The organism is Streptomyces sp. NPDC005962 (assembly GCF_040629205.1).
Classification (GTDB): domain Bacteria; phylum Actinomycetota; class Actinomycetes; order Streptomycetales; family Streptomycetaceae; genus Streptomyces.
On the sequence record NZ_JBEXVE010000006.1, the window covers coordinates 333,197 to 358,965 of the forward strand.

21 protein-coding genes are annotated in these 25,769 nt (G+C 73.1%); 13 read left to right on the forward strand and 8 right to left on the reverse strand.

Features of this window, described 5'->3' with window-relative positions; all coding sequences use genetic code 11:
* Positions 1 to 169: 169 nt before the first annotated feature.
* From ABZ370_RS13575 to ABZ370_RS13595, 5 genes are all read left to right on the forward strand, one after another.
* Complete coding sequence (locus ABZ370_RS13575; protein WP_358619889.1) at positions 170 to 1,402, forward strand: FAD-dependent oxidoreductase; 1,233 nt, start codon at positions 170 to 172, stop codon at positions 1,400 to 1,402.
* Between the two features lie 123 nt (positions 1,403 to 1,525).
* A complete protein-coding gene (locus ABZ370_RS13580) occupies positions 1,526 to 1,891 on the forward strand; it encodes an Rv2175c family DNA-binding protein (RefSeq protein WP_358619810.1) in 366 nt (121 codons plus the stop codon).
* A 114-nt stretch (positions 1,892 to 2,005) separates the two neighbouring features.
* Complete coding sequence (gene thiE, locus ABZ370_RS13585) at positions 2,006 to 2,656, forward strand: thiamine phosphate synthase (protein WP_358619812.1); 651 nt, start codon at positions 2,006 to 2,008, stop codon at positions 2,654 to 2,656.
* Between the two features lie 158 nt (positions 2,657 to 2,814).
* Positions 2,815 to 3,732, forward strand: a complete 918-nt coding sequence (gene metF / locus ABZ370_RS13590; protein ID WP_358619814.1) for a methylenetetrahydrofolate reductase [NAD(P)H] — start codon at positions 2,815 to 2,817, stop codon at positions 3,730 to 3,732.
* A gap of 39 nt (positions 3,733 to 3,771) precedes the next feature.
* Entirely contained in the window at positions 3,772 to 4,812 is a 1,041-nt protein-coding gene (locus ABZ370_RS13595) for a hypothetical protein (protein WP_358619816.1), read from the forward strand.
* A 55-nt stretch (positions 4,813 to 4,867) separates the two neighbouring features.
* On the opposite strand, the gene ABZ370_RS13600 is transcribed toward ABZ370_RS13595, so the two are convergent.
* The 4 genes from ABZ370_RS13600 to ABZ370_RS13615 all read right to left on the reverse strand — a co-directional run bounded on the left by ABZ370_RS13600 (position 4,868) and on the right by ABZ370_RS13615 (position 10,370).
* On the reverse strand, positions 4,868 to 6,442 hold the full coding sequence (locus tag ABZ370_RS13600) for an NAD(P)/FAD-dependent oxidoreductase (protein WP_358619817.1): 1,575 nt from the start codon (positions 6,440 to 6,442) through the stop codon (positions 4,868 to 4,870).
* A 394-nt stretch (positions 6,443 to 6,836) separates the two neighbouring features.
* Positions 6,837 to 7,493, reverse strand: coding sequence for a TetR/AcrR family transcriptional regulator (locus ABZ370_RS13605; protein WP_358619818.1), 657 nt, complete (start codon positions 7,491 to 7,493; stop codon positions 6,837 to 6,839).
* Positions 7,494 to 7,528: 35 nt separating this feature from the next.
* On the reverse strand, positions 7,529 to 9,613 hold the full coding sequence (locus tag ABZ370_RS13610) for a YhgE/Pip domain-containing protein (protein WP_358619820.1): 2,085 nt from the start codon (positions 9,611 to 9,613) through the stop codon (positions 7,529 to 7,531).
* Complete coding sequence (locus tag ABZ370_RS13615) at positions 9,585 to 10,370, reverse strand: ATP-binding cassette domain-containing protein (RefSeq protein ID WP_358619821.1); 786 nt, start codon at positions 10,368 to 10,370, stop codon at positions 9,585 to 9,587. Before ABZ370_RS13615 ends, ABZ370_RS13610 begins: the two co-directional genes overlap by 29 nt.
* 201 nt (positions 10,371 to 10,571) lie before the next feature.
* On the opposite strand from ABZ370_RS13615, the gene ABZ370_RS13620 reads away from it, so the two are divergent.
* The 3 genes from ABZ370_RS13620 to ABZ370_RS13630 all read left to right on the forward strand — a co-directional run bounded on the left by ABZ370_RS13620 (position 10,572) and on the right by ABZ370_RS13630 (position 12,726).
* Complete coding sequence (locus ABZ370_RS13620; protein WP_358619823.1) at positions 10,572 to 11,129, forward strand: SAV_6107 family HEPN domain-containing protein; 558 nt, start codon at positions 10,572 to 10,574, stop codon at positions 11,127 to 11,129.
* A gap of 111 nt (positions 11,130 to 11,240) precedes the next feature.
* Positions 11,241 to 12,032, forward strand: coding sequence for a methyltransferase (locus tag ABZ370_RS13625; RefSeq protein WP_358619825.1), 792 nt, complete (start codon positions 11,241 to 11,243; stop codon positions 12,030 to 12,032).
* Between the two features lie 298 nt (positions 12,033 to 12,330).
* A complete protein-coding gene (locus tag ABZ370_RS13630; RefSeq protein ID WP_358619826.1) occupies positions 12,331 to 12,726 on the forward strand; it encodes a DUF3040 domain-containing protein in 396 nt (131 codons plus the stop codon).
* A 294-nt stretch (positions 12,727 to 13,020) separates the two neighbouring features.
* Here ABZ370_RS13630 and ABZ370_RS13635 read toward each other — a convergent pair whose 3' ends face one another.
* From ABZ370_RS13635 to ABZ370_RS13650, 4 genes are all read right to left on the reverse strand, one after another.
* Positions 13,021 to 15,450 carry a DUF3488 and transglutaminase-like domain-containing protein gene (locus ABZ370_RS13635; RefSeq protein WP_358619827.1) on the reverse strand — a complete coding sequence of 810 codons (2,430 nt, stop codon included), beginning with the start codon at positions 15,448 to 15,450 and terminating at the stop codon, positions 13,021 to 13,023.
* Positions 15,447 to 16,841, reverse strand: coding sequence for a DUF58 domain-containing protein (locus ABZ370_RS13640; RefSeq protein ID WP_358619829.1), 1,395 nt, complete (start codon positions 16,839 to 16,841; stop codon positions 15,447 to 15,449). The genes ABZ370_RS13635 and ABZ370_RS13640 overlap by 4 nt, the downstream gene beginning before the upstream one ends.
* Entirely contained in the window at positions 16,841 to 17,890 is a 1,050-nt protein-coding gene (locus tag ABZ370_RS13645; protein ID WP_358619831.1) for a MoxR family ATPase, read from the reverse strand. The genes ABZ370_RS13640 and ABZ370_RS13645 overlap by 1 nt, the downstream gene beginning before the upstream one ends.
* Positions 17,891 to 18,094: 204 nt before the next feature.
* Positions 18,095 to 18,598: a carbonic anhydrase gene (locus ABZ370_RS13650; RefSeq protein WP_358619833.1), complete on the reverse strand. Its 504-nt coding sequence runs from the start codon at positions 18,596 to 18,598 to the stop codon at positions 18,095 to 18,097.
* Positions 18,599 to 19,005: 407 nt separating this feature from the next.
* Here ABZ370_RS13650 and rsmH point away from each other — a divergent pair, with 407 nt between their 5' ends.
* The 5 genes from rsmH (at position 19,006) to murF (ending at position 25,715) form a co-directional block, all read left to right on the forward strand.
* Positions 19,006 to 19,965: a 16S rRNA (cytosine(1402)-N(4))-methyltransferase RsmH gene (gene rsmH, locus ABZ370_RS13655; RefSeq protein WP_358619835.1), complete on the forward strand. Its 960-nt coding sequence runs from the start codon at positions 19,006 to 19,008 to the stop codon at positions 19,963 to 19,965.
* Complete coding sequence (locus tag ABZ370_RS13660) at positions 19,962 to 20,486, forward strand: septum formation initiator family protein (protein WP_358619837.1); 525 nt, start codon at positions 19,962 to 19,964, stop codon at positions 20,484 to 20,486. The genes rsmH and ABZ370_RS13660 overlap by 4 nt, the downstream gene beginning before the upstream one ends.
* 4 nt (positions 20,487 to 20,490) lie before the next feature.
* On the forward strand, positions 20,491 to 22,449 hold the full coding sequence (locus ABZ370_RS13665) for a penicillin-binding protein 2 (protein ID WP_358619838.1): 1,959 nt from the start codon (positions 20,491 to 20,493) through the stop codon (positions 22,447 to 22,449).
* A 159-nt stretch (positions 22,450 to 22,608) separates the two neighbouring features.
* Positions 22,609 to 24,225 (forward strand): UDP-N-acetylmuramoyl-L-alanyl-D-glutamate--2,6-diaminopimelate ligase, encoded by a 1,617-nt coding sequence (locus ABZ370_RS13670; RefSeq protein ID WP_358619839.1) that lies wholly within the window; start codon positions 22,609 to 22,611, stop codon positions 24,223 to 24,225.
* 62 nt (positions 24,226 to 24,287) lie between these two features.
* On the forward strand, positions 24,288 to 25,715 hold the full coding sequence (gene murF, locus ABZ370_RS13675) for a UDP-N-acetylmuramoyl-tripeptide--D-alanyl-D-alanine ligase (RefSeq protein ID WP_358619841.1): 1,428 nt from the start codon (positions 24,288 to 24,290) through the stop codon (positions 25,713 to 25,715).
* The last annotated feature ends 54 nt before the right edge of the window (positions 25,716 to 25,769 follow it).

Here is a 25,769-nt window from a genome sequence, read left to right on the forward strand (position 1 = left end):
CGGCCGGAAGGGAGCGCCCCGGGCGGGCCCGCGCGGAGCCCCATGCCACGGGCCGTTGCCACGGGCCGTTCGGCCCGCCGGGCTGTGCCCGAGATCTCGTCGTGCGCTCTCCGGTCCGCCCCACCTGCCGCAATACAGTGATCGTGTGAGCGATGAGACGACGAAGACGATGGCGTCCTCGGCGGGTGGCGGCGGACAGCGGGTGGTGATCGTCGGCGCGGGTATGGCGGGGGTACAGACCGCCGTCGCGCTGCGCGAGCAGGGCTGGACCGGGGAGGTCCTGCTGCTGGGCGCCGAGCCCCATCAGCCGTACGACCGGCCGCCGCTGTCCAAGGCCGTGCTGCTCGGCAAGGCCGAAGGGTCCGCGTTCGACGTGGACTTCGACGCGCTCGGCATCGAGCTGCGGCTCGGCGTCGCCGTGACCGGGCTGGACCCGGCCGGGCAGACGGTCGGCACCGGGTCCGGCCCGATCCCGTACGACGTCCTGGTGATCGCCACCGGCGCCGAGCCGATCGCCCTGCCCGGCAGCGAGGGCGTCCCCGGCGTCCACCTCCTGCGCACCCTGGACGACGCCGAACGGCTGCGCCCGGTGCTCGCCCGGCAGCACGAGATCGTGGTGGTCGGGGCGGGCTGGATCGGCGCGGAGTTCGCGACGGCGGCCCGCGAGGCGGGCTGCGCGGTGACGGTCGTCGAGGCCGCGGACCGGCCGCTGGCGGGCGCCCTCCCGGCGGAGGTCGCCGCCCATATGACCGGCTGGTACGCGGACTACGGCGCCACCCTGGTCACCGGCGCCCCGGTGACCGCCGTGGACCGGACCGGGCTGCAGCTCGGCGACGGCACCCGGCTGCGGGCCGGTGCGGTGGTCGTCGGCATCGGCGCCCGGCCCGCGACCGGCTGGCTGGCCGGTTCCGGCGTCGAACTCGCCGAGGACCGGTCCGTCGCCGCCGACGAGGGGCTGCGCACCTCGGCGCCCGATGTGTACGCCGTCGGCGACTGCGCGTCCTTCCCCTCCGCCCGCTACGGGGCACGGCTGCTGGTGCACCACTGGGACAACGCGCTCCAGGGGCCGCGGACGGTCGCCGCCAATGTGCTCGGCAGCCGGACCGCGCACTTCCCCGGCCAGGTCTACGACCCGGTGCCCTACTTCTGGTCCGAGCAGTTCGGGCGGTTCGTGCAGTACGCCGGACACCACTCGGACGCCGACGAACTGGTCTGGCGGGGCGACCCGGACGGCGCCGCCTGGTCGGTGTGCTGGCTGCGGGACGGGGCCCTGGTCGCCCTGCTGGCCGTCGGCCGTCCGCGCGATCTGGCCCAGGGCCGCAAGCTGATCGAACGCGGCGCCCGGCTGGACCGGACCCGGGCGACCGATCCGTCGGTGCCGCTGAAGGCGGCCGTTCTGTGACGCCCGGAACCCCTCGCCGACCAGGGGCGGGGGGCCCGGCGGGACCGGCGGCCCCCGCACCCGGCGGCCCGCACGGCGGACGCCCGGCTACCCACTGTCAGTCCCAGATGGCAGGCTTGTTCCGTGACCGAGATTGACGCAAAGATCGATGCTCTCGTCCCCGCCTGGCTCACTGTCCCCGACATCGCCGACAGGCTCGGCGTCGAGGTGACGCGCGTGAGGCAGCTGGTCAAGGAGGGCCAGCTGATCGCGGTGCGCCGTGGCGAGAACCGGGCGCTGCACGTGCCCGAGGAATTCATCGGTGAGGGAAAGGTCGTCAAGGGCCTCGCGGGGACCTTGACGCTGCTCCGGGACGACGGCTTCAGCGACGAGGAGATGCTGGAGTGGCTCTTCACCCCTGATCCGAGCCTGCCGGGCACCCCGGCCCAGGCGCTGCGCGAGAATCGCGGCACGGAGGTGAAGCGGCGCGCGCAGGCGCTCGCCGTCTGACCCTGCCGCCCGACGTTTCCCGAACCACCACCTGGCGTACGGGCCGGGTCGGCCGCCGTCCCCGACGGCGGCCCCCGGTCCGTGCGCCGCACTACCCGGGGGGATACTCACCCGATGACCGCACGCGAGCAGCTGGCCGACGCCCGTCTCTATCTGTGCACCGACGCGCGCAAGCGCCAGGGCGACCTGCCGGAGTTCCTGGACGCCGTGCTGGCGGCCGGGGTGGACATCGTCCAACTGCGGGAGAAGGGCATGGAGGCCGCCGAGGAGCTGGACCACCTCGCCGTCTTCGCCGACGCCTGCCGCCGCCACGGCAAGCTGCTCGCCGTCAACGACCGGGCGGACGTCGCCCACGCCGCCGGTGCCGGTGTGCTCCACCTGGGCCAGGGCGACCTGCCGGTCCCGGCGGCGCGCGCCATCATCGGCGACGGCCCGCTGATCGGGCGCTCCACGCACGCGGAGGCCGAGGTGGACGCGGCGCTCGCCGAGCCCGGCGTGGACTACTTCTGCACCGGTCCCTGCTGGCCCACCCCCACCAAGCCGGGCCGCCACGCCCCCGGCCTCTCCCTGGTCCGTCACGCGGCCGCCCGGAATCCGGCCCGGCCCTGGTTCGCGATCGGCGGCATCGACGCGTCGAACCTGGACGAGGTCCTGGAGGCGGGAGCGCGCCGGGTCGTCGTGGTGCGGGCCATCACCGAGGCCACGGACCCGGCGGCGGCCACGGAGGCCCTGGCGAAGCGCGTCCGGGCAGCGGTCCAGGGGTGATCGGGCAGCCGTCCAGGGGTGACCGGGCAGCGGTCCAGGGGTGACCGGGCCGAGCCCGGGGTGATCATCCCGTCCGTATTGCGGACAGGAGCCCGGCAAAACCCCCATAACCACGTTGCCGGGTGGGCGCCGACCACCCGGCTGGCTAACCTTCCCGTATGGCCCTAGGCACCGCTTCCACCAGGACCGATCGAGCCCTTACTGTGCGTGATCTGCTCGCTTCGGGCGAGCAGTCGTATTCCTTTGAATTCTTCGCCCCCAAAACGGACAAGGGCGAGCACACACTGTGGAACGCCATCCGACGGCTGGAGGCCGTCTCACCGACCTTCGTCTCCGTGACGTACGGCGCCGGCGGCTCCTCCCGCGAGGGCACCGTCCGTGCCACCGAGCGCATCGCGACCGACACCACGCTCACCCCCGTCGCCCACCTGACCGCGGTCAACCACTCCCACGCCGACCTGCGCAACATCATCGGCCAGTACGCCGACGCCGGGATTCGGAACATGCTCGCCCTGCGCGGCGACCCGCCCGGTGACCCGATGGGGGACTGGCACAAGTGCCCCGACGGCATCACCTACGCCGCCGAGCTGGTCCGCCTGATCAAGGAATCGGGAGACTTCTGCGTCGGCGTCGCCGCGTTCCCCGAAATGCATCCGCGCTCGACGGACTGGGACACCGACATCCGTCACTTCGTCGACAAGTGCCGCGCGGGCGCCGACTTCGCGATCACGCAGATGTTCTTCTATCCGGAGGACTATTTGCGGCTGCGCGACCGGGTCGCGGCCTCGGGGTGTACGACGCCGATCATCCCTGAAATCATGCCGGTCACGAACGTCAGGCAGATCGAGCGGTTCGCGCAGCTCAGCAACGCGGCCTTCCCGCCGGAGCTGGCCGAACGCATCCTGGCGGTCAAGGACGACGCGGCGGCTGTACGCTCGATCGGGATCGACTACGCCACAGAGCTGTGCGCGCGGTTGATGGCCGAGGAGATCCCCGGGCTTCACTTCATTACCCTGAACCACTCCACGGCGACGCTGGAAATCTACAAGAATCTGGGACTGCACCAGCGGTCCTGATACGGCGGCCGAGGGGCAGCCGCACTGAGAGGGGCGGGCATGGGCTGGACGGTCCTCTACATCGCTTTCGGCGTCGTGGCGCTGTGGCTGTTGGGAGAGGTACTGCTGCAGTACAAGGCGCGGCTGCGCTGGCGGCTGCTGGCCTTCGTCGGCTTCCTGGGCGTGGTCGTCGGGGTGCTGATCCCCGCCGTGGTGGTGATCGCGATCGGCGCGATCACCTTCGCGGTCGGCCAGACCTATGTCACGCTCTCCTTCCGCCAGGGATTCGAGAAGGGCTGGGCCCTGGAAGGCCTTCCCGGGCTGCCGGGGCTGGGCCGCGGCCGCGAGCGCGGCCCGGAACCGGACGGTCCGGAGCCCGAGCCGATGCTCCAGGTCTCGGATCTGGAGGACGTCCCGGTCTCCCGGCCCGAGCCGCCCACCTACCGGCCGGAGCCGCTGCCGGACGACACCAGCGAGTACGGCGTCTACGAGGAGCCGTCCCCGTTCGCCCCCGCCGCCGGCGGCTACGCGGACCCGAACGCGGACTTCAGCGCGTACGAGACGTACGCCGGGTACGGCACGCAGGACGGCCAGGGCGTTCCGGGTGACCAGGGCATGCCGGGGGGGCAGGGCATGCCGGGCATGCCGGGCTACGGTGACGTGGGTTACGGCCAGGGCCAGGACGTGTACGCGGACGCCGGGCAGTACGGCTACCAGGACTCGGCGTACGCGGGCTACCAGCAGGACCCGTACGCCGGGGCCTACGACCAGCAGGCCTACGCGCAGCAGGACCCCTACGCGCAGCAGGACCCTTATGCGCAGCAGGACCCCTACGCGCAGCAGCAGTACGCCGACCCGTACGCGGGCTACCAGCAGGACCCGTACGCCGCCGGGGCGTACGGCGGCGACCACTACGCGGCGGACGCCTCGTACGGCTCCCAGCAGCAGTACGCCCCGGGCGCCGACGCGATGGAGCCGGGCGGGCCCTGGGTCCCGCAGCAGCGCGAGGGCGACAACCAGCCCGGCCAGCAGGACCAGCCCCCGTACCCCTACCAGCAGCAGGGCTTCCAGCAGGGATACGACGAGCAGTACCGCTTCTGACGCTTTCCGGCGCGCTTTCCGGCGCGCTTTCGACGAGGGCCGGGACCGGCGCGGTTTATTGTGAGCCGCGCCAGTCCCGGCCTTCGACGATCAGGCCCGCCACCAGCGCACCCGACATTCCGGCATGGGCCAGTCCGCCGCCCGGGTGGGACCAGCCGCCCGCCAGATGGAGGCCCGGGAGCCGGGTGAGGTTGGCGGGGTGCAGATACCGGCCCTCGGCACCGGCCAGCGCCGGGCCCGGCACGGAGCCGCCCGCGACCCCGGTGTCCGCGGCGATGTCGCGGGGGGTGCGGACCGCGCGCCAGATGATCCGGTCCCGCAGCCCCGGTATGGTCGCCCCGGCGGCCGTGATCAGCCGCTCCGCGGCCTCCTCGGCGGTCTCCCGGTCGGCCCAGTCGACCGGTCCGTGCGGGGCGACGACCGCGCTGAGGGTGACGGCCTCGTGGCCGTCGCCGGGGCGGATCTCGGGGTCGTCCGGGCGCAGGACGGTCACCGTGGGGCGGGGGGTGAGCGCGCTGAGGCCGCCGCCGTCGCCCACTTCGCCGAAGACGGCGGTCAGCTCGGCCTCGCGGTCCGGGGTGTGCACCACGGTCCGGTGCACGGCGTCGTCGGGGCGGCCGCCCCGCAGCGCCAGGAAGACCGTGAGACGGCTGGGCGGACCGCTGCCGGGCCCCGGCCCGGGCGTGACGTCCTCGCCCTCCCGCCACGGCTCCTGGCCGCCGAGCAGGGCGGGCAGCAGCGCCGGGGCGACGCCCGCGACCACCGCGTCCGCCTCGGCGACCGTGCCGTCGGCCAGCTCGACCCCTGCGGCCCGGCCGTCCTTCTCGACGATGCCGGTGACCTCCGTCTCGAAGCGGAATTCAACCTTCCGCTTGCCGCAGCGCTCGTACAGCGCGTCGGCGAGCGCCCGCATCCCGCCGCCGACGTACCAGGTGCCGAAGGTCTGCTCCAGATAGGGCAGCACGGTGGCGCTCGCGGGGGCGGCGCGCGGGTCCAGGCCGTGCGCCAGCGCATGGCTCTCCAGCAGGGCGGCGGCCCGAGGATCGGCCAGCTCACGCCGCGCCACTCCGGCCAGGGTGGGCGCCTGAGGACGGCCATCGCCGCGCGCGAAGAGCCCGCCGAACCAGCCGCGCCGCTCGGGCGCGGCGGCCGGATACGGATCGCTGCCCAGCACCCGCCAGTCGGTGCGCAGCGGCTCTTCCAGCAGCGGTCTGCGGGTGGCGTCCCACGCCTCGCGTGCCCGGTTGACCAGATCGCTCCAGCGCTCGCCCGCGCCCGCGCCGAAGGCGCCGTCCAGCGCCTGGAGCACCCCGGCGCGCGAGGCGTTGGGCAGCAGGACCTCCGTGCCGTCGGCGAAGAGGTGCCGCCCCGCCGGGTCGACCTGGGTGAGCCGGACCGTCTGCTCCAGGCTCTCCTTGCCGGTCTTCACGAACAGGTCCCGGTAGACGGCGGGCAGCCGCAGCAGCCCCGGGCCCGTATCGAAGCGGAAGCCGTCCCGCTCGAAGAGCCCGACCCCGCCGCCATGGGTCCGCCCGCGCTCGTACACCACCACCCGGTGGCCCGCGACGGCCAGCCGGGCGGCCGCCGCCATGGCGCCCATCCCGGCGCCGATCACCGCAATCCGTGCCATGACAGTGACTTTATCCGGCCCCACCGACAGCCCCGCGCTCGTCCCCAGGCGGAGGCTGGGCAGATGCGCGCGGACTGAGTACCCGTACCTAGTCGGCGAGATGAGTAGGCGCGCGGATGGGCGGCGGCCCCCGCAGAGGAGAGAGTGGTGCACACGGAAGGACGCGGACCGGACCGCCGACACGGGGCGGCGGAACGGCACGGTGGCCTTCCGGACGGGGGAGCCGCCGGGGAATACGCCCCGGGGGCTCTCACGGGGGAAGAACGGGGGAAATCGGGGGAAGCACGGGGGGAGGCGCTGTTCCGCGACGGGTCGATGGGGGTCGAACCGTTCCGGAACAGCGCCTTCGGTTGTGTGCGGGCGTCCGACCCGCGACAGCGGCCGTACGGCGGCGTCAGCCCGGAGCCGGAGCCCCCTTGGCCAGGGCTCCGGTCCCCTTGGCCACGGCTCCGCCCACCCGGCCCTGCAACAGCCGGGACAGCGCGGCGTGGACGTCTTCCAGCGACCGTTCCGGCTGGTAGGACTGCCAGTCGAGCGCGGCCACCAGCACCATCCCGAACAGCGCCGAGGCGGTCAGCGGGATGTCGATGTCATCGCTCAGCTCCCGCGCCGTCACCCCGGCCCGCAGCTCGGTCTCGATCACCGCTATGGCCTGCTGCCGGACGATCATCAGGGTCGACTGCCAGGCCCGGTTGGTGCGCCACAGCTCGGCCACGTACAGCTGGGTCAGGGCGGGGTAGCGGGAGATGAAGTCCAGCCCGGCCCGGACCATGGCGTCCAGTGCGTCCACATGGCTGCCGCCGCGCTCGGCGTTCTCGTCGGCGGCGTTCTGGAGCGAGGCGGTCAGCAGCTCGACGCCGTGCCGCAGCAGCTCCTCGAAGAGCACGGTCTTCGACGCGAAGTTGTAGTAGACCGTGCCCTTGGCCACCCCCGCCCGCTCGGCGATCTCGTCCACGGTGGTGGAGGAGAAGCCCTGTTCGGCGATGAGGGTGACCGCTGCTTCGAAGAGTTTCTGCCGGGTGCCCTGGCGGCGCGTGCTGCTGCTGTCCATGGCGCCGATTCTGCCCGCTGCCGGAGTGGTCCCGCTCACAGGGACAGCTCGGGGCGCAGCCGGGCGACCGACCACACCTGCCGACGCCGCGCCGACCACGTGGTGAGCGCGAGCGCCGCCGCGCCGAAGCCGAGCAGCACCCCGCAGCCGACCCACACCGGACCGAGCCCGCCGCCCGTGATGAGGCGCCGCAGCCCGTCCACGACGTAGCTCATCGGCAGGAAGGGATGGATGGCGTTGAAGAACCGGGGGCTGGTCTGCACCGGATAGGTGCCGCCCGCCGAGGTCAGCTGGAGCATCAGCAGCGCCAGGACGAGGATGCGCCCGGCCGGTCCGAAGCGGGCGTTCAGCCACTGCACGATCGCCGCGAAACAGGCGGCCACCAGCACCAGGAAGCCGACCGTTCCCGCGGCCCGCACCATCTGGAGCCCCACCGCCCAGTGCAGCACGGCCATCAGGGCCGCCGTCTGCAGCGCGCCGATCGCGGCGACCGGCAGCCATCCGGCGAACGCGACGCGCCAGGAGGAGGCACCGGCGGCGACCGCCCGGGCGTTGAGCGGCGGGATGAGCATGTAGGCCACCATCGCGCCGACCCACAGGGACAGCGGGATGAAGTACGGGGCGAAACCGGTGCCGTAGTTGGGTGCCTTGTGCAGCGCCTGGTTGACGAGCTGGACGGGGTCCGCCATCACCCCGGTACGGGCGTCCCGGTCGTGCTTGTCGTACGCGGGGATCTTCGCGGCGCCGTCGTGCAGCCCGCCGGAGAGCGTGCCGGAGCCGTCCGCCAGCTTGACCAGACCGCCCTTCAGGGAGGTCGCCCCGGTGTGCAGCTTCCCGACCCCGCTGTCGAGGGTGGACGCCGCGGTACCGGCCGTGGTCAGCCCGGTGTGTAGCGTGCCCGCGCCCTTGGCGACCTTGTGCGCCCCGGAGTTGAGGGCGTTGACCTTCTTGACCGCGGAGTCGAGGTCCGTGCCCAGGTGCGGGGCGGTGTCGGCGAGCAGCCGCGCCTTGTCGTGCAGATCGTTCAAGTCGGCCGCGAGGGTGTCGAGTCGTCCGGTGTTGTCCTTGACGAGCTTATTGACGTCCTCGGCCACATCGGCGGCGCGGTCGGCCGCCCCCACCGCCTTCTTCAGCGCCGGGCAGTCGGGGGCGGTGGGGACCGCCCCCTCGCAGCGGGTCCGGTAGCCGGCGGCGAGTTCGTCGGACGCCTCACGGGCGTCCGTGGCGGCGGTGGAGGCCTCGTCGGGGAGGTCGTCCAGGTGGTCGGAGGCCCGCTGGGAGGCGTCCGCGACCAGCCCCGCGACGTCGCCGATCTCCTTGCCGTGCTTCTTGAGGAACGGACCGGCCTTCTTCGACACGCCGTTCACCGTGTCGGACAGGGTCTGGGTGCCGTCGGCGACACCGCCTGCGCCCGTATCCAGCGTCCCGGCGCCCTTGTTGAGCTTGACCAGCCCGGACTTCAGGCCGTGGCTGCCCTTCTTCGCCGTGCCCAGGCCCTTGGCGAGCTCACCCGCGGCCGACTTGGCCTTGCCGATGCCGCGCCCGAGGTCGTCGGCGCCCTTGGCGGCCTTCTCGGTCCGGCCGTGGATGTCCGCGAAGGAGACGAAGATGTTGTCGTAGAAGCCCCGGGACGCCTTGGTGGAGGCCGCCGCGCGCACCTCGGAGAAGACGCTGCGGGAGATCTGGCCGACGATGTAGTTGTTCGCGTCGTTGGTGCGCACCCTGAGGGCGCCGGTCTCCGGGCTCTTGCCGGAGCTGGAGGCGATCCGCTCGCTGAAGTCCTCGGGTACGGTCAGCGACAGGTAGTACCTACCGCTCTCGACGCCCTCCCGCGCCTCGGCGGCGCTGGTGCGGTGCCAGTCGAAGGTCTTGCTGTCGAGCAGCTTCCCGGTGAGGTCGTCGCCCGCGGTGAGGTGCTTGCCCTTCGCGGTGGCGCCGCCGTCGGAGTTGACGAGCGCCACCGGGATCTTGTCGAGCTTGCCGTACGGGTCCCAGAAGGACCACAGGTAGAGCGCGCCGTACAGCAGAGGCAGCAGAAGCAGGGCGGCGAGCGCCGCCCGGGGGAGCTTTCCCCTGCCGAACCGCTTCAGCTCAAGCGCGGCCAGTTTCGGCGAGTGCATCCGCCGCCCCCTCCTCGTCGTGGCCGTCCTTGTGGTCGCCGTCCTGCGTGTCTCCGGTGGTCGAGACCACCACGGCGCCCTCCGGGGCCTGGCTGCACACCGCGAGGACCGTGATGCCGTCCTCCGCGATCGCCCGCAGCAGCGCCCAGGCCCGCTCGCGCTCGGCGTCCGAGAGCTTCAGGTCGGTGTCGTCCACGGCCAGCAGCCGCGGCCGGGAGATCAGCGCGAGCGCCACCGACAGCCGCAGCGCCTCCAGCCGCTCCAGGTCCCGTACGGCCGTACGCGGCCCCTTGGGCAGCGCCGCCAGGTCGAGCCCCACCGTCGTGAGTGCCGCCTCGATCGCGGCCCGGGAGGCGGCGGCGCGCTCCCGGCGCGGCCGCAGCAGCCCGCGCGGCGAGTCCCCGAACCGGCGCTGGAGCAGGGCCCGCTCGCGCAGATGCTCGGCGACCGTCAGCGCCGGGTCGAGTTCATGGACGCCGGGCACATGGGCGAGCGCGCTGATCCGGCGTATCAGGCGCATCTGCCGGGGTACCCGGAAGCCGCCGACGGCCGCCTCCCCTTCGGTCGGGCGCATCCGGCCGGTGAGGGTGAGCAGCAGACAGGTGCGGCCGGAGCCCGAGGGCCCCTCGACCGCGATCAGCGCCCCGGGGTCCGCGGCGACGCCGACGTCGCGATACGCCCAGCCGTGTGAGCCCTTGACGCCGAGTCCGCCGGCCGTCACCGCCACTCCGGCGGCCCCGTCGGGGGTGCCCGTCACGAGAACCACTCCCTTTTTTGAACTGACTAGTCAGTGCAAAAGCAGTATGGGGGGTCGCGGAACGGGCATCCGCACGGGGGCGGGCCCGGAGGTGAAAGGCGCAGGTCAGAGCCGATTGTCAGTGGGGGGCTCCACGATGGGCCCATACGGCGGTCGCTGTGTCACACGGCCCGGCCGCCACGCGACGACAGGAGGTTCGTCATGGCCAGTACCGCCGCGGAGCGCCGGCACCGTGCCGCCGCCCCTGCCCCTGCCCCAGCACCTGCGCCAGCCCCTTCGTTTTCGTTGAACGGCCCCGCGAGCGACGTCCACCCCGTTCTGCGCCGCTCCGCGGCCCCGCCCGCCGCACTCGACCTGCTCACCCAGGCCCATCGGGGGCTGGCGGAGGCCGCCGTGCTGGAGACCGCGAACGAGCGATTTGCCACCGCACATCTGGCGGCCCTGCGCACGGCGGCCGCCGTGCTCGCCGTGCGGGGCCGCCCCGAGACCTCGGCCCGGCGCCGCGCCCGCATCCGCAGCACCTGGGAGGTGCTCCCGGAGATCGCCCCCGAACTGGCCGAGTGGAGCGGCCTGTTCGCCGCCGGAGCCGAGCGCCGGGCCCGCGCCGAGGCAGGGATACCGGGCGCGGCCACCTGCCGTGACGCGGACGATCTGCTGCGCGCCGCCGCCATGTTCCTGCGGCTGGTCGAGCGGATGCTGGTGCTCCAGCCGCCGCTGCCTCGGCAGACCCCGCCGGCGGACGGCGAGCCGGGCCGCTGAAACCACCACGCGACCGGCCCGGGCCCCGGAGGCAATAGGCTGGGAGCGACGTCAGTAACCCGTCGTCGCCGCCGCTGGCGGTGACGGCACCGCGCCGAGGAGCCACCCGCCGTGTCAGACCCGCAGCGCCCCCGTGCGTCCCTCCGTACCGCCGTGGTGTGGGAGGTCCTCAAAGACGCCCTGGAACGGCGGGCCAAGGCGGCGGGCCGGGAGGCGGCGGCAGCCGAGGGGGCCGGGACCGCGCACGGGACGCTGGACGTGCTCGACACCGGGGGCGGCAGCGGCAACTTCGCCGTGCCGGTCGCCCGGCTGGGCCACCGCGTCACGGTCGTCGACCCCAGCCCCAACGCGCTGTTCGCACTGGAGCGGCGGGCCGCCGAGGCCGGGGTCGCCGACCGGGTGCGCGGCGTCCAGGGCGATGTCCACGGCCTGTTCGACGTGGCCGAGCGCGGTGGCTACGACGTCGTCCTGTGTCATGGCGTACTGGAGTACGTGGACGACCCCGCCGAGGGGCTGCGGAACGTGGCGGACGCGCTGCGCCCGGCCGGGACCCTCAGCGTGCTCGCCGCGGGGCTGGGCGGCGCCGTGCTCGCCCGCGCCCTGGCCGGACACTTCACCGAGGCCCGGCAAGCGCTTACCGGCCCGGAGGGCCGCTGGGGGGACGGCGACCCCGTGCCGCGCCGCTTCACCGCCGACCAGCTGTCCGGGCTGGTGGCCGCGGCCGGGCTGGAGATCGCCTCGGTGCACGGCGTGCGGGTCTTCGCCGACCTGGTGCCCGGAGTGCTGGTCGACACCGAGCCCGGCGCCCTCGACGCGCTGCTGCGGCTGGAGGAGGCCGCCGCCGAGCTGCCCGCCTTCCACTCGGTCGCCACCCAGCTGCACGTCCTCGCCGAGCGGGACTGACGGTCCCCGCCGATCCCGCCTCGTTCCGGCCCCGTTCCTGCCCTCATCCGTGACGGACGGCGCAGGTGGAGTAGGCCACAGCGCACCCGCACGGCCGTCCGGCCCCGTATGATCGGGGTACACCGTCCGGCATGGCGAATCGGCGGGTGGGGAATGGACGTCTCAGCGTCAACTTTCGTTACACACGTAACGGTGGGCGAATTGGCGCTGAGGGGCGGGTTTCACGGGGGCGATTCCCTGCCTATCCTGAAAGGGTCGCACCCGGTCGCCCCCCGCGACCGACGAGTAGGAGGACTCCGTGCCGCTCTCGGAGCACGAGCAGCGCATGCTCGAGCAAATGGAGCGAGCGTTGTACGCCGAAGATCCCAAGTTCGCGACAACGCTTGAGGGAAGCGGCCTGCGTACGTACACCCGGCGACGGGTCTACCAGGCGGTCGCGGGTTTTCTGGTCGGCATCGCGCTCCTGATGGTCGGAGTGATCGTTCCGCAGATCTGGATCAGCGTGGTGGGCTTCCTCATCATGCTGGGATGTGCGGTGCTCGCCGTGACGGGCTGGCGCAAGGCGCCCAAACCAGGTGAGGCACAGCAGGCGGGCGGGGCCGGACCGCCCCGCCGTCAGGGCCGCCAGCGCCGGTCGATGATGGACCGGATCGAGGAGCGGTGGCAGCGCCGCCGCGACGAGCAGGGCCATTGACGCCGCCGGGTACCACCGGCTGAGAACTGACGGGTGAGGGGCGGTCGCCACCGGCGACCGCCCCTCACCCATGTCCGCCCCCGCCCATCCGAGGCCGGACGCTCACGAGACAGCCGCTGCCCGCCATCGGCCGATCCGGAGGCGGGTGGCGGTCGTGGGGCTGTTCAGGTCGCTGTGCCCACGGGTGTCGGGCTGGTCGCCGTGGGGTTGCGGGTAGGGACCGCCGTCGGTGTGCCGCTCGGGCGCTTGGGAGCCCTCCGGGGCCGGGAAGTCCCGGCCCCGGAGGGCCCCGGTTCAGCTCCGCTCGCCTCGGGGGGTGCGTAGCTGGGCTGCCCAGCGTGACCAGCGTGGCGCTCCCCACCGCTCGACCAGGGCGGACCAGCGGCGGGAGGCCGCCCACACCACCTGGGCCGCCGAGCGCGGGGCCAGCAGCGCCCGCAGCCGCTCCCGGCGACCGGCCCCGGCCCGGAGCGCGGCCAGGACCGCCCGTACGTCGTCGGCGACCCCGGCGACGGGCCGGGGACGCGGCGCGTACAGCACCTGCTCGACCGCCGCGGCCACCCGCCGTGCCGCCTGGCTCGCCTCGTCGTCCAGCTCGGCGAGCCGCACGATCCGCTCCGCCGCCTTGCGCGAGGTCTGCGAATCGTCCGGCAGGACGCCGAAGTCCCAGGCCGAATCGATCAGTTCGTGCCAGGCAGCCAGAATCCGGTCGGCGGCGTCCTGTTCGGTGCGCCCGCCGGAGCCGTCCAGTCTGCGGGTCCGTATCCGCCGCCGCCACAGCATGGGCAGCAGCGGCACCACGACCAGCAGCACCGCCAGCGAACTCCAGCTGGTGACCGTGGTCACCGACAGCTCGCCGCCCGAGGAGCCGTCACCGGGCTGCGGGACCGCCGCGGCCTCGCAGCCGCCCTGCTTCCGCAGCTCCGGCGCGCAGCTGTCCGAGGCGGACGGCGCGGCCGACGGTTCGGAGCTGGTGCTCGGCTGGGACGTCGGCTCGTCGGGGACCTCGCCCGACGGTGTCTGCTCCATCGTGTAGTCGGGCTGGGTGCCCCGGCTCGGGGTGGGCTCGAAGCGGGTCCAGCCGACGCCCTCGAAGTACAGCTCGGGCCAGGCGTGCGCGTCCTTGAGCCCGACCGACACCGAACCGTCCGGCTGCGAGGTGCCGGGGGTGAACCCGACGGCCACCCGCGCCGGTATGCCCAGCGTCCGGGCCATCGCCGCCATGGAGAACGAGAAGTGGACGCAGAAGCCCGCCTTCTGCTTCAGGAACTTCGCGATGGCGGTCGAACCGCTGCCGGACTGCACCTGGGTGTCGTACCGGAAGCCCCCGTTCACCGCGAACCAGTCCTGGAGCTTGACCGCCTTCTGGTACGCGTTGGACGCGCCCGCGGTCACCTCGCGCGCGGTCCGGGAGACGACGGACGGCAGCGAGTCCGGCACCTCGGTGTACTCGCGCAGCAGCCGCGGGTTCGGCGGCGGGGCGGCGGCCAGCTGGTCGGCGGTCGGCTCCACCAGCAGGCTGGTGACCCGGTAGCGGGCGCCCCGGGTGGTCTGGCCGCGGTCGCCGACCAGGGTGCGGCCCTCGGGTTCGTACCGCCAGCTCCCGTCGATCTGCACCTTGTCGGCCGGGTAGGGGAGCGGCAGCCAGTTCTGCGCGTACCACTCGGCGGCCGAGATGGAGGTGTCGACGGAGGTGGTCCGGACCGCGGGGCCGAGGCCCGTCGGCGCGGGCAGTCGGCCCGGCACATCGGTGACGTGCCGCTCCGACGACTTCCACGAGGCGCCGTCGAACTTGTCGAGCGCCACGATCCGCAGGTACATGTCCTGGGTGGTCTGCGAGGAGGTGCGGTACCGCAGCACCTCCCGGTTCTCCGGCTGGTTCAGGCTGTCCTGCAGCGACACCAGCGGATTCACCGCCGAGATGGTGCCGCCGCCGCTGCCCGGCCCGCCGTTGCCGCCCTGCCGGTCCAGCAGCCCGCCGTCCAGGGACGGCAGCACCGCGGGCACCGCGACCGCGATGCCCAGCGCGAGCACACCGATCCGGTGCCCGGCCCGGACCGGGGCCGCCGCCGGGGCGTCACCGGCTGCGGCGAGCCCCGAGGGCGGCATGCCCGGCGCGCGCGGGGCGCCGCCGCTGAAGACGCGGCCCCACGCCGAGAGCCGGTCCCGGCCCTCGGCCAGGAGCAGCAGCAGATAGCCCGCCGCGGCCACCAGGAACCACACCCAGTCGCTGCCGTCGTCCGACAGGCCCGCCGCGACCGAGTACAGCGCCAGCAGCGGCAGCCCGGCGGGGGCCGCGCTGCGGTACGTCACCGCGAGCGCGTCGACCACCAGCCCTATCAGCAGCACCCCGCCGACCAGCAGCAGCCGGATGCCGTCGGTGACCGGCGCCGGGGTCGCGTACTGCCCGACGTCGCTGGTGCCCTCGCGCAGCAGCAGCGCGAACTCATGGAGGGCCTCCGGGCTCGGCAGCACCCCCGCGAACGCCTGCCCGGACGTGAAGACGACCGTGAGCAGCAGCATCATCACCACGACCTGCGCCGCCACCGTCAGCGGGCGGGCCAGCGGCACCCTGCGGGCGGCCACGCCCGCCGTGCCCTGGACCGCCAGCAGCAGGACGGCCTGCAGCAGCCAGCCCGCCGGATCGACCAGCGGCAGCAGCGCGCACGCGGCCGCGGCCGTGGCGGCCGCCGCGCAGATGGCCAGCCGAACGCTCCCACTCATCCCCAGCTCCCTGTCATGCCGCCGACGACACCCGGACGCCCGGCGTCGGCCCGGGTGGCGCCCTGTCCGTCGGCCTGCCGCCACAGCTCCGCCAGCGAGGCGCCCGGGGCGACCGGCAGCGCCGTCCACCCCGCTTCGCGCAACCGGCGCAGCCCGTCCTCCAGCTGCCGCGGGTCGGCGGGCTCCATTCCCCGTGACCAGGCCGGGCCGTCCATGACGAACGCCACCGCCGCCGTGGCGCGGTGGCGCATGCGCCCGACCAAGCCCGCCTGCTCCTCGTCCAGATCGCCCAGGAAGGCCACCAGCAGGCCCTCGCCCCCGCCGCCCAGCACGTCGTACGCGAGGGAGAGCCCGTCCTCGTCGGAGTGGTCCACCACCGCGAGGGTGTCCAGCATCAGCCCGGCCGTCTCCGCGGAGTCATGCGTGGAACCGGTGAATCCGCCTCCGCCGTCCGGACCGGGCACCGAGGTTCCGGTGTCGGTCAGCAGCCGGACCGCATAGCCCCGCTCCAGCAGGTGCACCGCGGCCGAGGCCGCGCCGCATACCGCCCACTCGAAGGGGGAGTCGGGTCCGGCGCCCTCGTAGGCGTAGCCCCGGGTGTCCAGCAGCACCGTGCAGTGGGCGCGCTGCGGGGTCTCCTCCCGGCGCACCATCAGTTCCCCGTAGCGCGCGGTGGACCGCCAGTGCACCCGGCGCAGGTCGTCGCCGTGGCGGTAGCCGCGCGGGATCACATCGTCCTCGCCGGCCAGGGCCAGCGAGCGGTGCCGCCCGTCCCCGTACCCCGCGGCCTCGCCGGTCAGCCGCACCGCGGGCAGCGGCTCGACCTGGGGCACCACGGTGAGCGTGTCGTACGCGCTGAAGGAGCGGGTCAGCTCGCACATCCCGAACGGGTCGTCGAGCCGCAGCTGCAGCGGGCCCAGGGGATAGCGGCCGCGCAGATCGGAGCGGACCCGGTAGGACACCTCGCGGCGGCCGCCCGGCTCCACCCGGTCCAGGACGAAGCGGGGGCGCGGCCCCAGCACATACGGCACCCGGTCCTGGAGCATGAGCAGCCCGGTGGGAAGCCGCGAGACGTTGTCCATCCGCAGATGCACCCGGGCCTCCGAGCCCGACGGGACCCGCGCGGGCGCGAGCCGGCGGCTGCCCGCCACCCGGTACCGGGTGCGGTAGACCACGGCCACGCACACCAGGGGCAGCGCCGCCAGCAGCAGCCCCACCCGCAGCAGATCGGCCTGGCCCAGCACATAGCTGCACACCGCGGCGGCGACCCCGGCCGCCAGGAAGGAGCGGCCGCGGGTGGTCAGCCCGGCGAGCGCCGCCCGGACCGTGCCCCGGTCCTCCCCGCTCCCGGCGCCGCCGGGGGGGCCCGCGCCCGTCCCCCCTGTGGTCATCACAGCCTCCGTGAGCCAGGCTGCTGCCCGTAGTCGACCGGGGGCATGGAGGGCACCGGCGGCACCGGCCCGCCGGAACGCTGCGACGAGGTGGGCAGCGGGGTGCGCTGCAGGATGTCCGTGATGACCTGCTCGGAGTTGCGCCGGTTCAGCTGGGCCTGGGCGGTGGGCAGCAGCCGGTGGGCCAGCACGGGGACGGCGAGCGACTGCACGTCGTCCGGGAGGGCGAAGTCCCGCCCGGCCAGCGCGGCCGACGCCTTGGCGGCCCGCAGCAGATGCAGGGTGGCCCGGGGGGAGGCGCCGAGCCGCAGATCGGGGTGGTTGCGGGTGGCGGACACCAGGTCCACCGCATACCGCCGGATGGCCTCGGCCACGTGCACCGAGCGCACCGCCTCGACCAGCTTGACGATCTCGTGGGCGTGCGCGACCGGCCGCATGTCGTCCAGCGGGGAGACCCCGCCGTGCACGTCCAGCATCTCCAGCTCCGCCTGCGGGCTGGGGTAGCCGATGGAGACGCGCGCCATGAAGCGGTCGCGCTGCGCCTCGGGCAGCGGATAGGTGCCCTCCATCTCGACCGGGTTCTGGGTGGCCACCACCATGAAGGGGCCCGGCAGTTCGTAGCTCTTGCCGTCGATGGTGACCTGACGCTCTTCCATCGATTCAAGGAGCGCCGACTGGGTCTTGGGCGAGGCGCGGTTGATCTCGTCGCCGATGACGATCTGGGCGAAGATCGCACCCGGTTTGAACTCGAATTCCTTGCGCTGCTGGTCGTAGATGCTCACCCCGGTGATGTCCGACGGCAGCAGGTCGGGGGTGAACTGGATACGGCGCACCGAGCAGTCGATGGACCGCGCGAGCGCCTTGGCGAGCATGGTCTTGCCCACGCCCGGGACATCCTCGATCAGCAGATGCCCCTCGGCGAGCAGTACGGTCAGCGAAAGCCGTACGACCTCGGGCTTGCCCTCGATCACACCCTCCACCGACCGGCGGATCCGCTCCGCTGTGGTGGTCAGATCGCTGAGGCTCGCTCGTTCGTCATAGGTCGTCACCCGGCCCTCCTCGGCCCGTTCTCAGGGCCGTTGTCCACCAAGGACGGAAGCGGCCCACCGCAAACGCTGCCATCGGTCCCCCGCGGGGTTGCGGGGGACGATGCCATCTACGCATTCTTGCGGTCTTCGCCGTCTCGCGTCACTCGGCTGTGGATAACCCGGGGTTATTTGTCATGCTTGTACGAGTTCGAGGCGGAAATCTCCTCAGCTGCGCGGCTCGACCTCACGCAGCAGACCCGTCGTCACATCGAAGATGAAGCCTCGCACGTCGTCCCGGTGCAGCAGGAACGGCGAGGTGCGCACCCGCTCCATCGACTGGCGCACATCGGCGTCCAGGTCCTTGAACGCCTCGACGGCCCAGGACGGCCGCTGGCCCACTTCCTCCTCCAACTCGTGACGGAAGTCCTCGGTGAGGCTCAGCAGACCGCAGCCGGTGTGGTGGATCAGCACGACACTGCGGGTGCCCAGCGCGCGCTGGCTGATGGTCAGGGATCGGATGATGTCGTCGGTGACCACACCGCCCGCGTTGCGGATGGTGTGGCAGTCGCCCAGTTCCAGACCGAGCGCCTCGTGCAGATCGAGACGTGCGTCCATGCAGGCGACGATGGCGACCTGCTGTACGGGGCGCGCGTCCATCCCGGGGTCGGTGAACTTGTCGGCGTACTCGCGGTTGGCCTCGACCAGGCGGTCGGTGACAGATATCGACATGGCTATGACCCTAATCCCACCAGGGGATTTTGTCTTTTCTTTAGGTTACGCAAACGAGGGCATCGGGTGCTCCGAAGGGGTGATTGTGAGCCACTCCACACCCCCTGTGCGCCCTTTCGGGGCGCGCGCGGACGAGCCTTCCACTCCGCGGCGGGACGCGCTGGCCGGTTGGTTGACCGAAGGGACGAGTGGACTAAAGTGGCGCGAAGCGGGAGGCGTGACGCTCCCCAGAGATCCCGGAAATTTTCGCGTGAGCGCGGTGCGTACGTACCCCTCGGCCTCCTCCCGCTCCGGCCGCCTGACGTCACTTCCCCGGCGCCAGTCGGCCGCTTCCCCTTCAGAGCGGGCGGGGACCCGGCGGTGCGTACCCGCCACGCCGACCCTCAGAAGGGCGCACGAGCAGCGCAATGAGCAGCAACGCTCTCCACGTTCCCGTCATGCTTCAGCGCTGCCTGGACATGCTGGCCCCCGCCCTCGCCGAACCCGGCGCGGTGGTGGTCGACTGCACGCTCGGCCTCGGGGGGCACAGCGAGGCGCTGCTGCGCAGCTTCCCCGCGGCCCGGCTCATCGGCCTCGACCGCGACACGGACGCGCTCCGGCTGGCCGGTGAGCGGCTGGCCCCCTACGGCGACCGGGCGACCCTGGTGCACGCCGTCTACGACGAGCTGCCCGAGGTCCTGGAACGGCTCGGGGTGCCGCGCGCCCAGGGCGTCCTGTTCGACCTCGGCGTCTCCTCCATGCAGCTGGACGAGGCCGACCGCGGCTTCGCCTACGCGCAGGACGCCCCGCTGGACATGCGGATGGACCAGACGGCGGGCATCAGCGCCGCCGAGGTGCTGAACACCTACCCGCCGGGCGACCTGGTGCGCATCCTGCGGACGTACGGCGAGGAGAAGTTCGCCAAGAAGATCGTGGGCGCGGTGGTCAAGGAGCGCGCCAAGGAGCCGTTCAGCAACAGCGCCCGGCTCGTCGAGCTGATCCGCGAAGCCCTGCCGCAGGCCGCCAAGCGCACCGGCGGCAACCCCGCCAAGCGCACCTTCCAGGCGCTGCGTATCGAGGTCAACGGCGAGCTGTCGGTCCTGGAGCGGGCCGTCCCGGCGGCCGTGGCGGCGCTCGCGGTGGGCGGGCGGATCGCCGTGCTCTCGTACCACTCGCTGGAGGACCGGCTGGTCAAGCGGGTGCTGACGGCCGGCGCGACCAACACCGCGCCGCCCGGCCTGCCGGTCGTCCCGGAGCGCTATCAGCCCCGGCTCAAGCTGCTCACCCGCGGCGCCGAGCTGCCCACGGAAGCGGAGATCGCCGAGAACCGCCGCGCCGCCCCGGCCCGCTTCCGGGGAGCGGAGCGCATCCGTGAGGACGCCCTATGAGCGCGGCCGGGGCAAGGCTGGCCGGGGCGAAGGGCGCGGCGGCGGGGGCGGCCACCGCCAGGCGTACGCCGTTCGTGCTGCTCGTGGTCGTCCTGCTCGGATCCGGCCTGATCGTGCTGCTGCTGCTGAACTCCTCCCTCAACCAGGGGTCGTTCGAGCTGAGCAAGCTGGAGAAGCAGACGGACGAGCTCAGCGACGAACGCCAGTCGCTCCAGCAGGAGGTCGACCAGCTCTCCGCCCCCGGTGCGCTGGAGCAGCGCGCCCGGGAGCTGGGCATGGTGCCCGGCGGCAGCCCGGCCTTCCTCAACCCGGATGGCACGGTGGTCGGGGTGCCCGCGCCCGCCACCGGGCAGCCCTCGGTGGCGAACGCCCCCGGCCCGCTGCCCCCGCTGGTGCTCGACCCCACCCCGGCGCCCGCCCCGCCGGCCCCCACCGCGGCCCCGGCCGCACGGCCGCCGGCGAGCCCGGCGACCCCGGCGGCCGGTGCCGCCGCCCCGACCACCCCAGCCCCCGGCAGGTGACACGGTGACGCGACCCCAGGACCCCCGCCGAAGGGTCCCCGGCCCGGCGGCGCCCCGCGGCGACCGAGACCGCCGCCCGCGCCAGGGGGCGCAGCGCCGCCCCTCGGGGCGCGGCCCGCGCCCCGGGGGCGCCCCGGGGCAGCTGCGGCTGGGCAGCCCGCGGCCCCGGCTGCGGCTGATCAGCCTCGCCCTGACCCTCGTGATGCTGGCCTTCGTCGTACGGCTGCTCCAGGTGCAGGCCGTGGACGCGTCCGCGTACGCCGCCAAGGCAAACGTCAACCGCTATATCCCGGTGAAGCTGTCCGCCGAGCGCGGGTCCATCACCGACCGCGACGGGGTCAACCTGGCCACCACCGTGGACGCGTACGACATCACGGCCGCCCCCGATCTGCTCACCCCGCGCAATGCCAAGACCAAGGACGCGCCCCGGCAGGCGGCCGCCCTCCTCGCGCCGATCCTCGGGAAGAACGAGGCGGACCTGGAGGAGAAGCTCACCGACAACCCGAAGTCGCAGTACGCCGTGCTGGCCCGGCAGCAGACCCCGCAGGTCTGGAACCAGATCAAGGACCTGAAGAACAACCTGGACGACGCCGCGGCCAAGGGCAAGGGCATCAACGTCCTCGCCGGGGTCAACCGGGAGTCGCACAGCAAGCGGGTCTACCCCAGCGGCGACCTCGCCGCCGGGATTCTCGGCTTCGTGGGCGCCGACGGGCGCGGCGCCGCGGGCGTCGAGCAGCGTCTGAACAAGAAGCTCGCGGGCAAGGACGGCAAGCGCGTCTACGCCCAGTCCGGCGGCCACCAGGTGCCCACCGGGGACGTCAGCGAACAGCCCGCGGTGCCCGGCAACGACGTCGAGCTGACGATCGACCGCGACATCCAGTGGGCCGCCCAGAGCGCCATCTCCGAGCAGGTGAAGAAGTCACAGGCGGACCGCGGCTACGTCGTCGTCCAGGACACCCGCACCGGACAGCTGCTGGCCATGGCCAACGCCCCCGGCTTCGACCCCAACGACATCTCCTCCGCGGACGGCGACGCCCTGGGCAACGCGGCCGTCTCCGACGCGTACGAACCGGGCAGCGTCAGCAAGCTGATGTCGCTGGCCGCCGTACTGCAGCAGGGCGCCGCCCGCTGGAACACCCAGGTGGAGGTCCCCAACCGGCTGCCGCGCGCGGGCCGGGCCTTCGCCGACGACATCGACCACCCCACCTGGTACCTCACGCTCAACGGGGTGCTCGCCAAATCCAGCAACATCGGCACCATCCTCGCCACCGAACAGCTGGGCAAGAACGAGAAGCAGAAGAACCGGATTCTCTACTCCTACTTGCGCAAGTTCGGCATCGGGCAGCCCACCGGACTCGGCCTCCCCGGCGAGACCCCGGGCATCCTGGCCAAACCGCAGGACTGGAGCGCCTCGCAGGGGTACACCATCCCCTTCGGCCAGGGCCTGTCCCTCAACGCCGTCCAGGCGGCCTCCGTCTACTCCACCGTCGCCAACGGCGGACAGCGCATCGCCCCCAGCGTGGTGCGCGGCACCAGGGGCCCCGGCGGCGACTTCACCCCCGCGGCCAAGCCCGAGAAGACCCGCGTGGTGAGCCCGAAGACCGCGACGACGCTCGCCGAGATGCTCGAATCGGTCGTCGACGACGAGCAGGGCACCGGCACCAAGGCGAAGATCCCCGGCTATCAGGTCGCGGGCAAGACCGGCACGTCCAACCGCGTGGACCCGAAAACCGGCCAATACCACGGCTACACCGCTTCCTTCGCCGGTTTCGCACCAGCCGACAAACCGCGCCTCACGGTCTACTGTGCGGTGCAGAATCCGACCAGGGGCAGTTATTTCGGCGGACAGGTCTGCGGGCCGGTCTACAAGAAGGTCATGGAGTTCGGGCTCAAGTCGCTGCAGGTCCCGCCGACCGGGAAGCAGCCCAAGCGGCTCCCCGTGAGCTACAGCCCGGGCCAGTGAGCGGGTCCAGCCGTGACGACGATCACGCCGGAGCCGGGGAACCAGGGCCCGGTGCGCCGCTGCTCCGCCGCCGGATTTCGCGACGGAGCGGGTGTGCCGGGTACGCTCACCGCCGTGCCCGAAGCTGATCAGTCTCAAACCCCTCAGAAGGACGTTTCTGTGGAATACCCGGGAGCGCCCCGCCCCCTCCAGGTCCGCCCCGTCCCGCTCGCGGAGCTGGCGGACCAGCTGGGCGTCGATGCCTCCGGAGTCCCGGCGGAGGCCGCGGTCACCGGGATCACGCATGACTCGCGTGCCGTCCGTCCGGGCGATGTGTACGCCGCGCTGTCCGGCGCCCGGCTGCACGGCGCGGACTTCGCCGCCCAGGCCGCCGATCTCGGCGCCGCCGCCGTGCTGACCGACCCGGACGGCGCCGAGCGCGCCGCCGCCACCGGGCTGCCGGTCCTGACCGTGGACAACCCGCGCGCCCGGATGGGCGCGCTGGCCGCCACGATCTACGACGAGCCGGGCCACAGCCTGCTGCAGATCGGCATCACCGGCACCTCCGGCAAGACCACCACCGCCTACCTCGTCGACGGCGGCCTCAGGGCCGCCGCGGCCAAGGCGGGCGGCGGTCCCACGGGGCTCATCGGAACCGTCGAGATGCGCATCGGCGACGATCGCATCAAGTCCGAGCGCACCACCCCCGAGGCCACCGACCTGCAGGCGCTGTTCGCGGTGATGCGCGAACGCGACGTCCACTCGGTCGTCATGGAGGTCTCCAGCCACGCCCTGGTCCTCGGCCGCGTCGACGGCTGCGTCTTCGACGTCGCCGTCTTCAACAACCTCTCCCCGGAGCACATGGAGTTCCACTCGGGGATGGAGGACTACTTCCAGGCCAAGGCCCGGCTGTTCACCAAGGCCCGCAGCCGGGCCGGAGTGATCAACTACGACGACGAGTACGGCCGCCGCCTCATCGAGGAGTCCGAGGTCCCGGTCACCACCTTCTCCGCCGAGGGCCACCCCGACGCCCACTGGCGCGCCGCGGACGTCGAGGTCGGCCCCATCGGCTCGACCTTCACCGCGGTCGGCCCGAACGGCGAGACGGTACGGGCCGCCGCCCCGATCGCGGGCCCGTTCAACGTCGCCAACGCGCTCGCCGCCCTCGTCGCGCTCGCCGTCGCCGGAATCGACCCGCAGACGGCCGCGGACGGCATCGCCGCCGTCCCCGGCGTGCCCGGCCGGCTGGAGCGCATCGACGCGGGCCAGCCGTACCTCGCGGTGGTCGACTACGCACACAAGACCGACGCCGTGGAGTCGGTGCTGCGCGCCCTGCGCAAGGTCACCGACGGCAAGCTGCACGCCGTCCTCGGCTGCGGCGGCGACCGCGACCGGCTCAAGCGCGCGGCGATGGGCTCCGCGGTGGCCCGGTACGCCGACACCGCCGTGCTGACCTCGGACAACCCCCGTTCCGAGGACCCGCTCGCCATTCTCGCCGCGATGCTCGCGGGCGCCGCCGAGGTGCCCACGCACGAGCGCGGCGACGTCCTGGTCGAGGAGGACCGGGGGAACGCCATCGCCGCCGCCGTCGCCCGCGCGGAACCCGGCGACACCGTGATCGTCGCGGGCAAGGGCCATGAGCAGGGCCAGGAGATCGCCGGGGTGGTTCGCGCCTTCGACGACCGCCGGGTCCTGCGGGAAGCCATCGAGCTCAGTGAGCGAGCCAAGGGGCGCGGTACGCGACGCCCCGAGGCGAGCGCACCGCACGGGCACACACCTCAAGACAACCAGGGATGACAGACCGCCATGCGCGCACCAGCCCCCTCCAGGCAGCTCTCCCGCACGGCCGGAGGTGATCAGTGATCCCACTGTCCCTCACCGAGATCGCCGGCCTCGTCGGTGGGCAGCCGCACGACATACCGGACCCTGACCTGAAGGTCACCGGCCCCGTCGTGATCGACTCCCGCGAGGTGCGGCCAGGGAGCCTGTTCGCCGCGCTCCCCGGCGAGCACGTGGACGGCCACGACTACGCGCGCGGCGCGGTCGGGGCGGGCGCGGTGGCGGTCCTGGCCACCCGCCCGGTCTCCACACCGGACGCCCAGGTTCCGGCGATCGTCGTCCCCGACGTCGTCGCCGCCATGGGCGCGCTCGCCCGCGCCGTCGTCGAGCGGCTGGGCACCACCGTGGTCGCGCTGACCGGCTCCGCCGGAAAGACCAGCACCAAGGACCTCATCGCCCAGCTGCTCCAGCGGCACGGCCCGACCGTGTGGACACACGGCTCGTTCAACAACGAGATCGGGCTGCCGCTGACCGCGCTGCGCGCCGAGGAGACCACCCAGCACCTGGTGCTGGAGATGGGCGCCCGAAGAAAGGGGCACATCCGTTATCTGACGGACCTCACCCCGCCCCGCATCGGGCTCGTCCTCAACGTCGGCACCGCGCACATCGGCGAGTTCGGCGGCCGCGAGCAGATCGCCGAGGCCAAGGGCGAACTGGTCGAGGCGCTGCCCTCCGCCGACGACGGCGGGGTCGCGGTGCTCAACGCCGACGACCCCCTGGTGCGCGCCATGGCGTCCCGTACGCAGGCCCGTACCGTCCTGTTCGGCGAGGCCGGGGACGCCCACGTACGCGCCTCGAATGTCCGGCTTGCCGACGGCGGCCGCCCCGCCTTCACGCTTCACACCCCTACCGGGTGCGGTGACGTGACCATGCGCCTGTACGGTGAGCATCACGTGTCGAACGCGCTCGCCGCGGCCGCCGTCGCCCATGAGACGGGCATGTCCGTCGACGAGATCGCCGTGGCGCTCTCCGAAGCGGGGCAGCTCTCCCGCTGGCGGATGGAGGTCACCGAGCGCTCGGACGGCGTGACGGTCGTCAACGACGCCTACAACGCGAACCCCGAGTCCATGCGAGCCGCGCTGCGCGCGCTGGCCGCGATGGGCGCAGCAACACCGGGGCGTCGTACGTGGGCGGTGCTGGGCCCGATGGCCGAGCTGGGCGATGAGTCACTGGCCGAGCACGACGCGGTCGGACGGCTGGCCGTCCGGCTCAACGTCAGCAAGCTCGTGGCGGTCGGCGGCCGGGAGGCCGCGTGGCTGGACATGGGCGCCAAGAACGAGGGTTCGTGGGGTGAGGAGTCGGTGCACGTGTCCGACGTGCGGGCAGCGGTCGATCTGCTGCGGAGCGAACTGCGACCGGGGGATGTCGTGTTGGTGAAGGCGTCCAGGTCGGTCGGCCTGGAGCAACTCGCGCAGGCCTTGCTCGAGGGTGAGGGCGCCGGGCGATGACCATGGGGCAAACCCTCTTCGCCGGCGCGATCGCCGCGGAAGAACACGTACCCG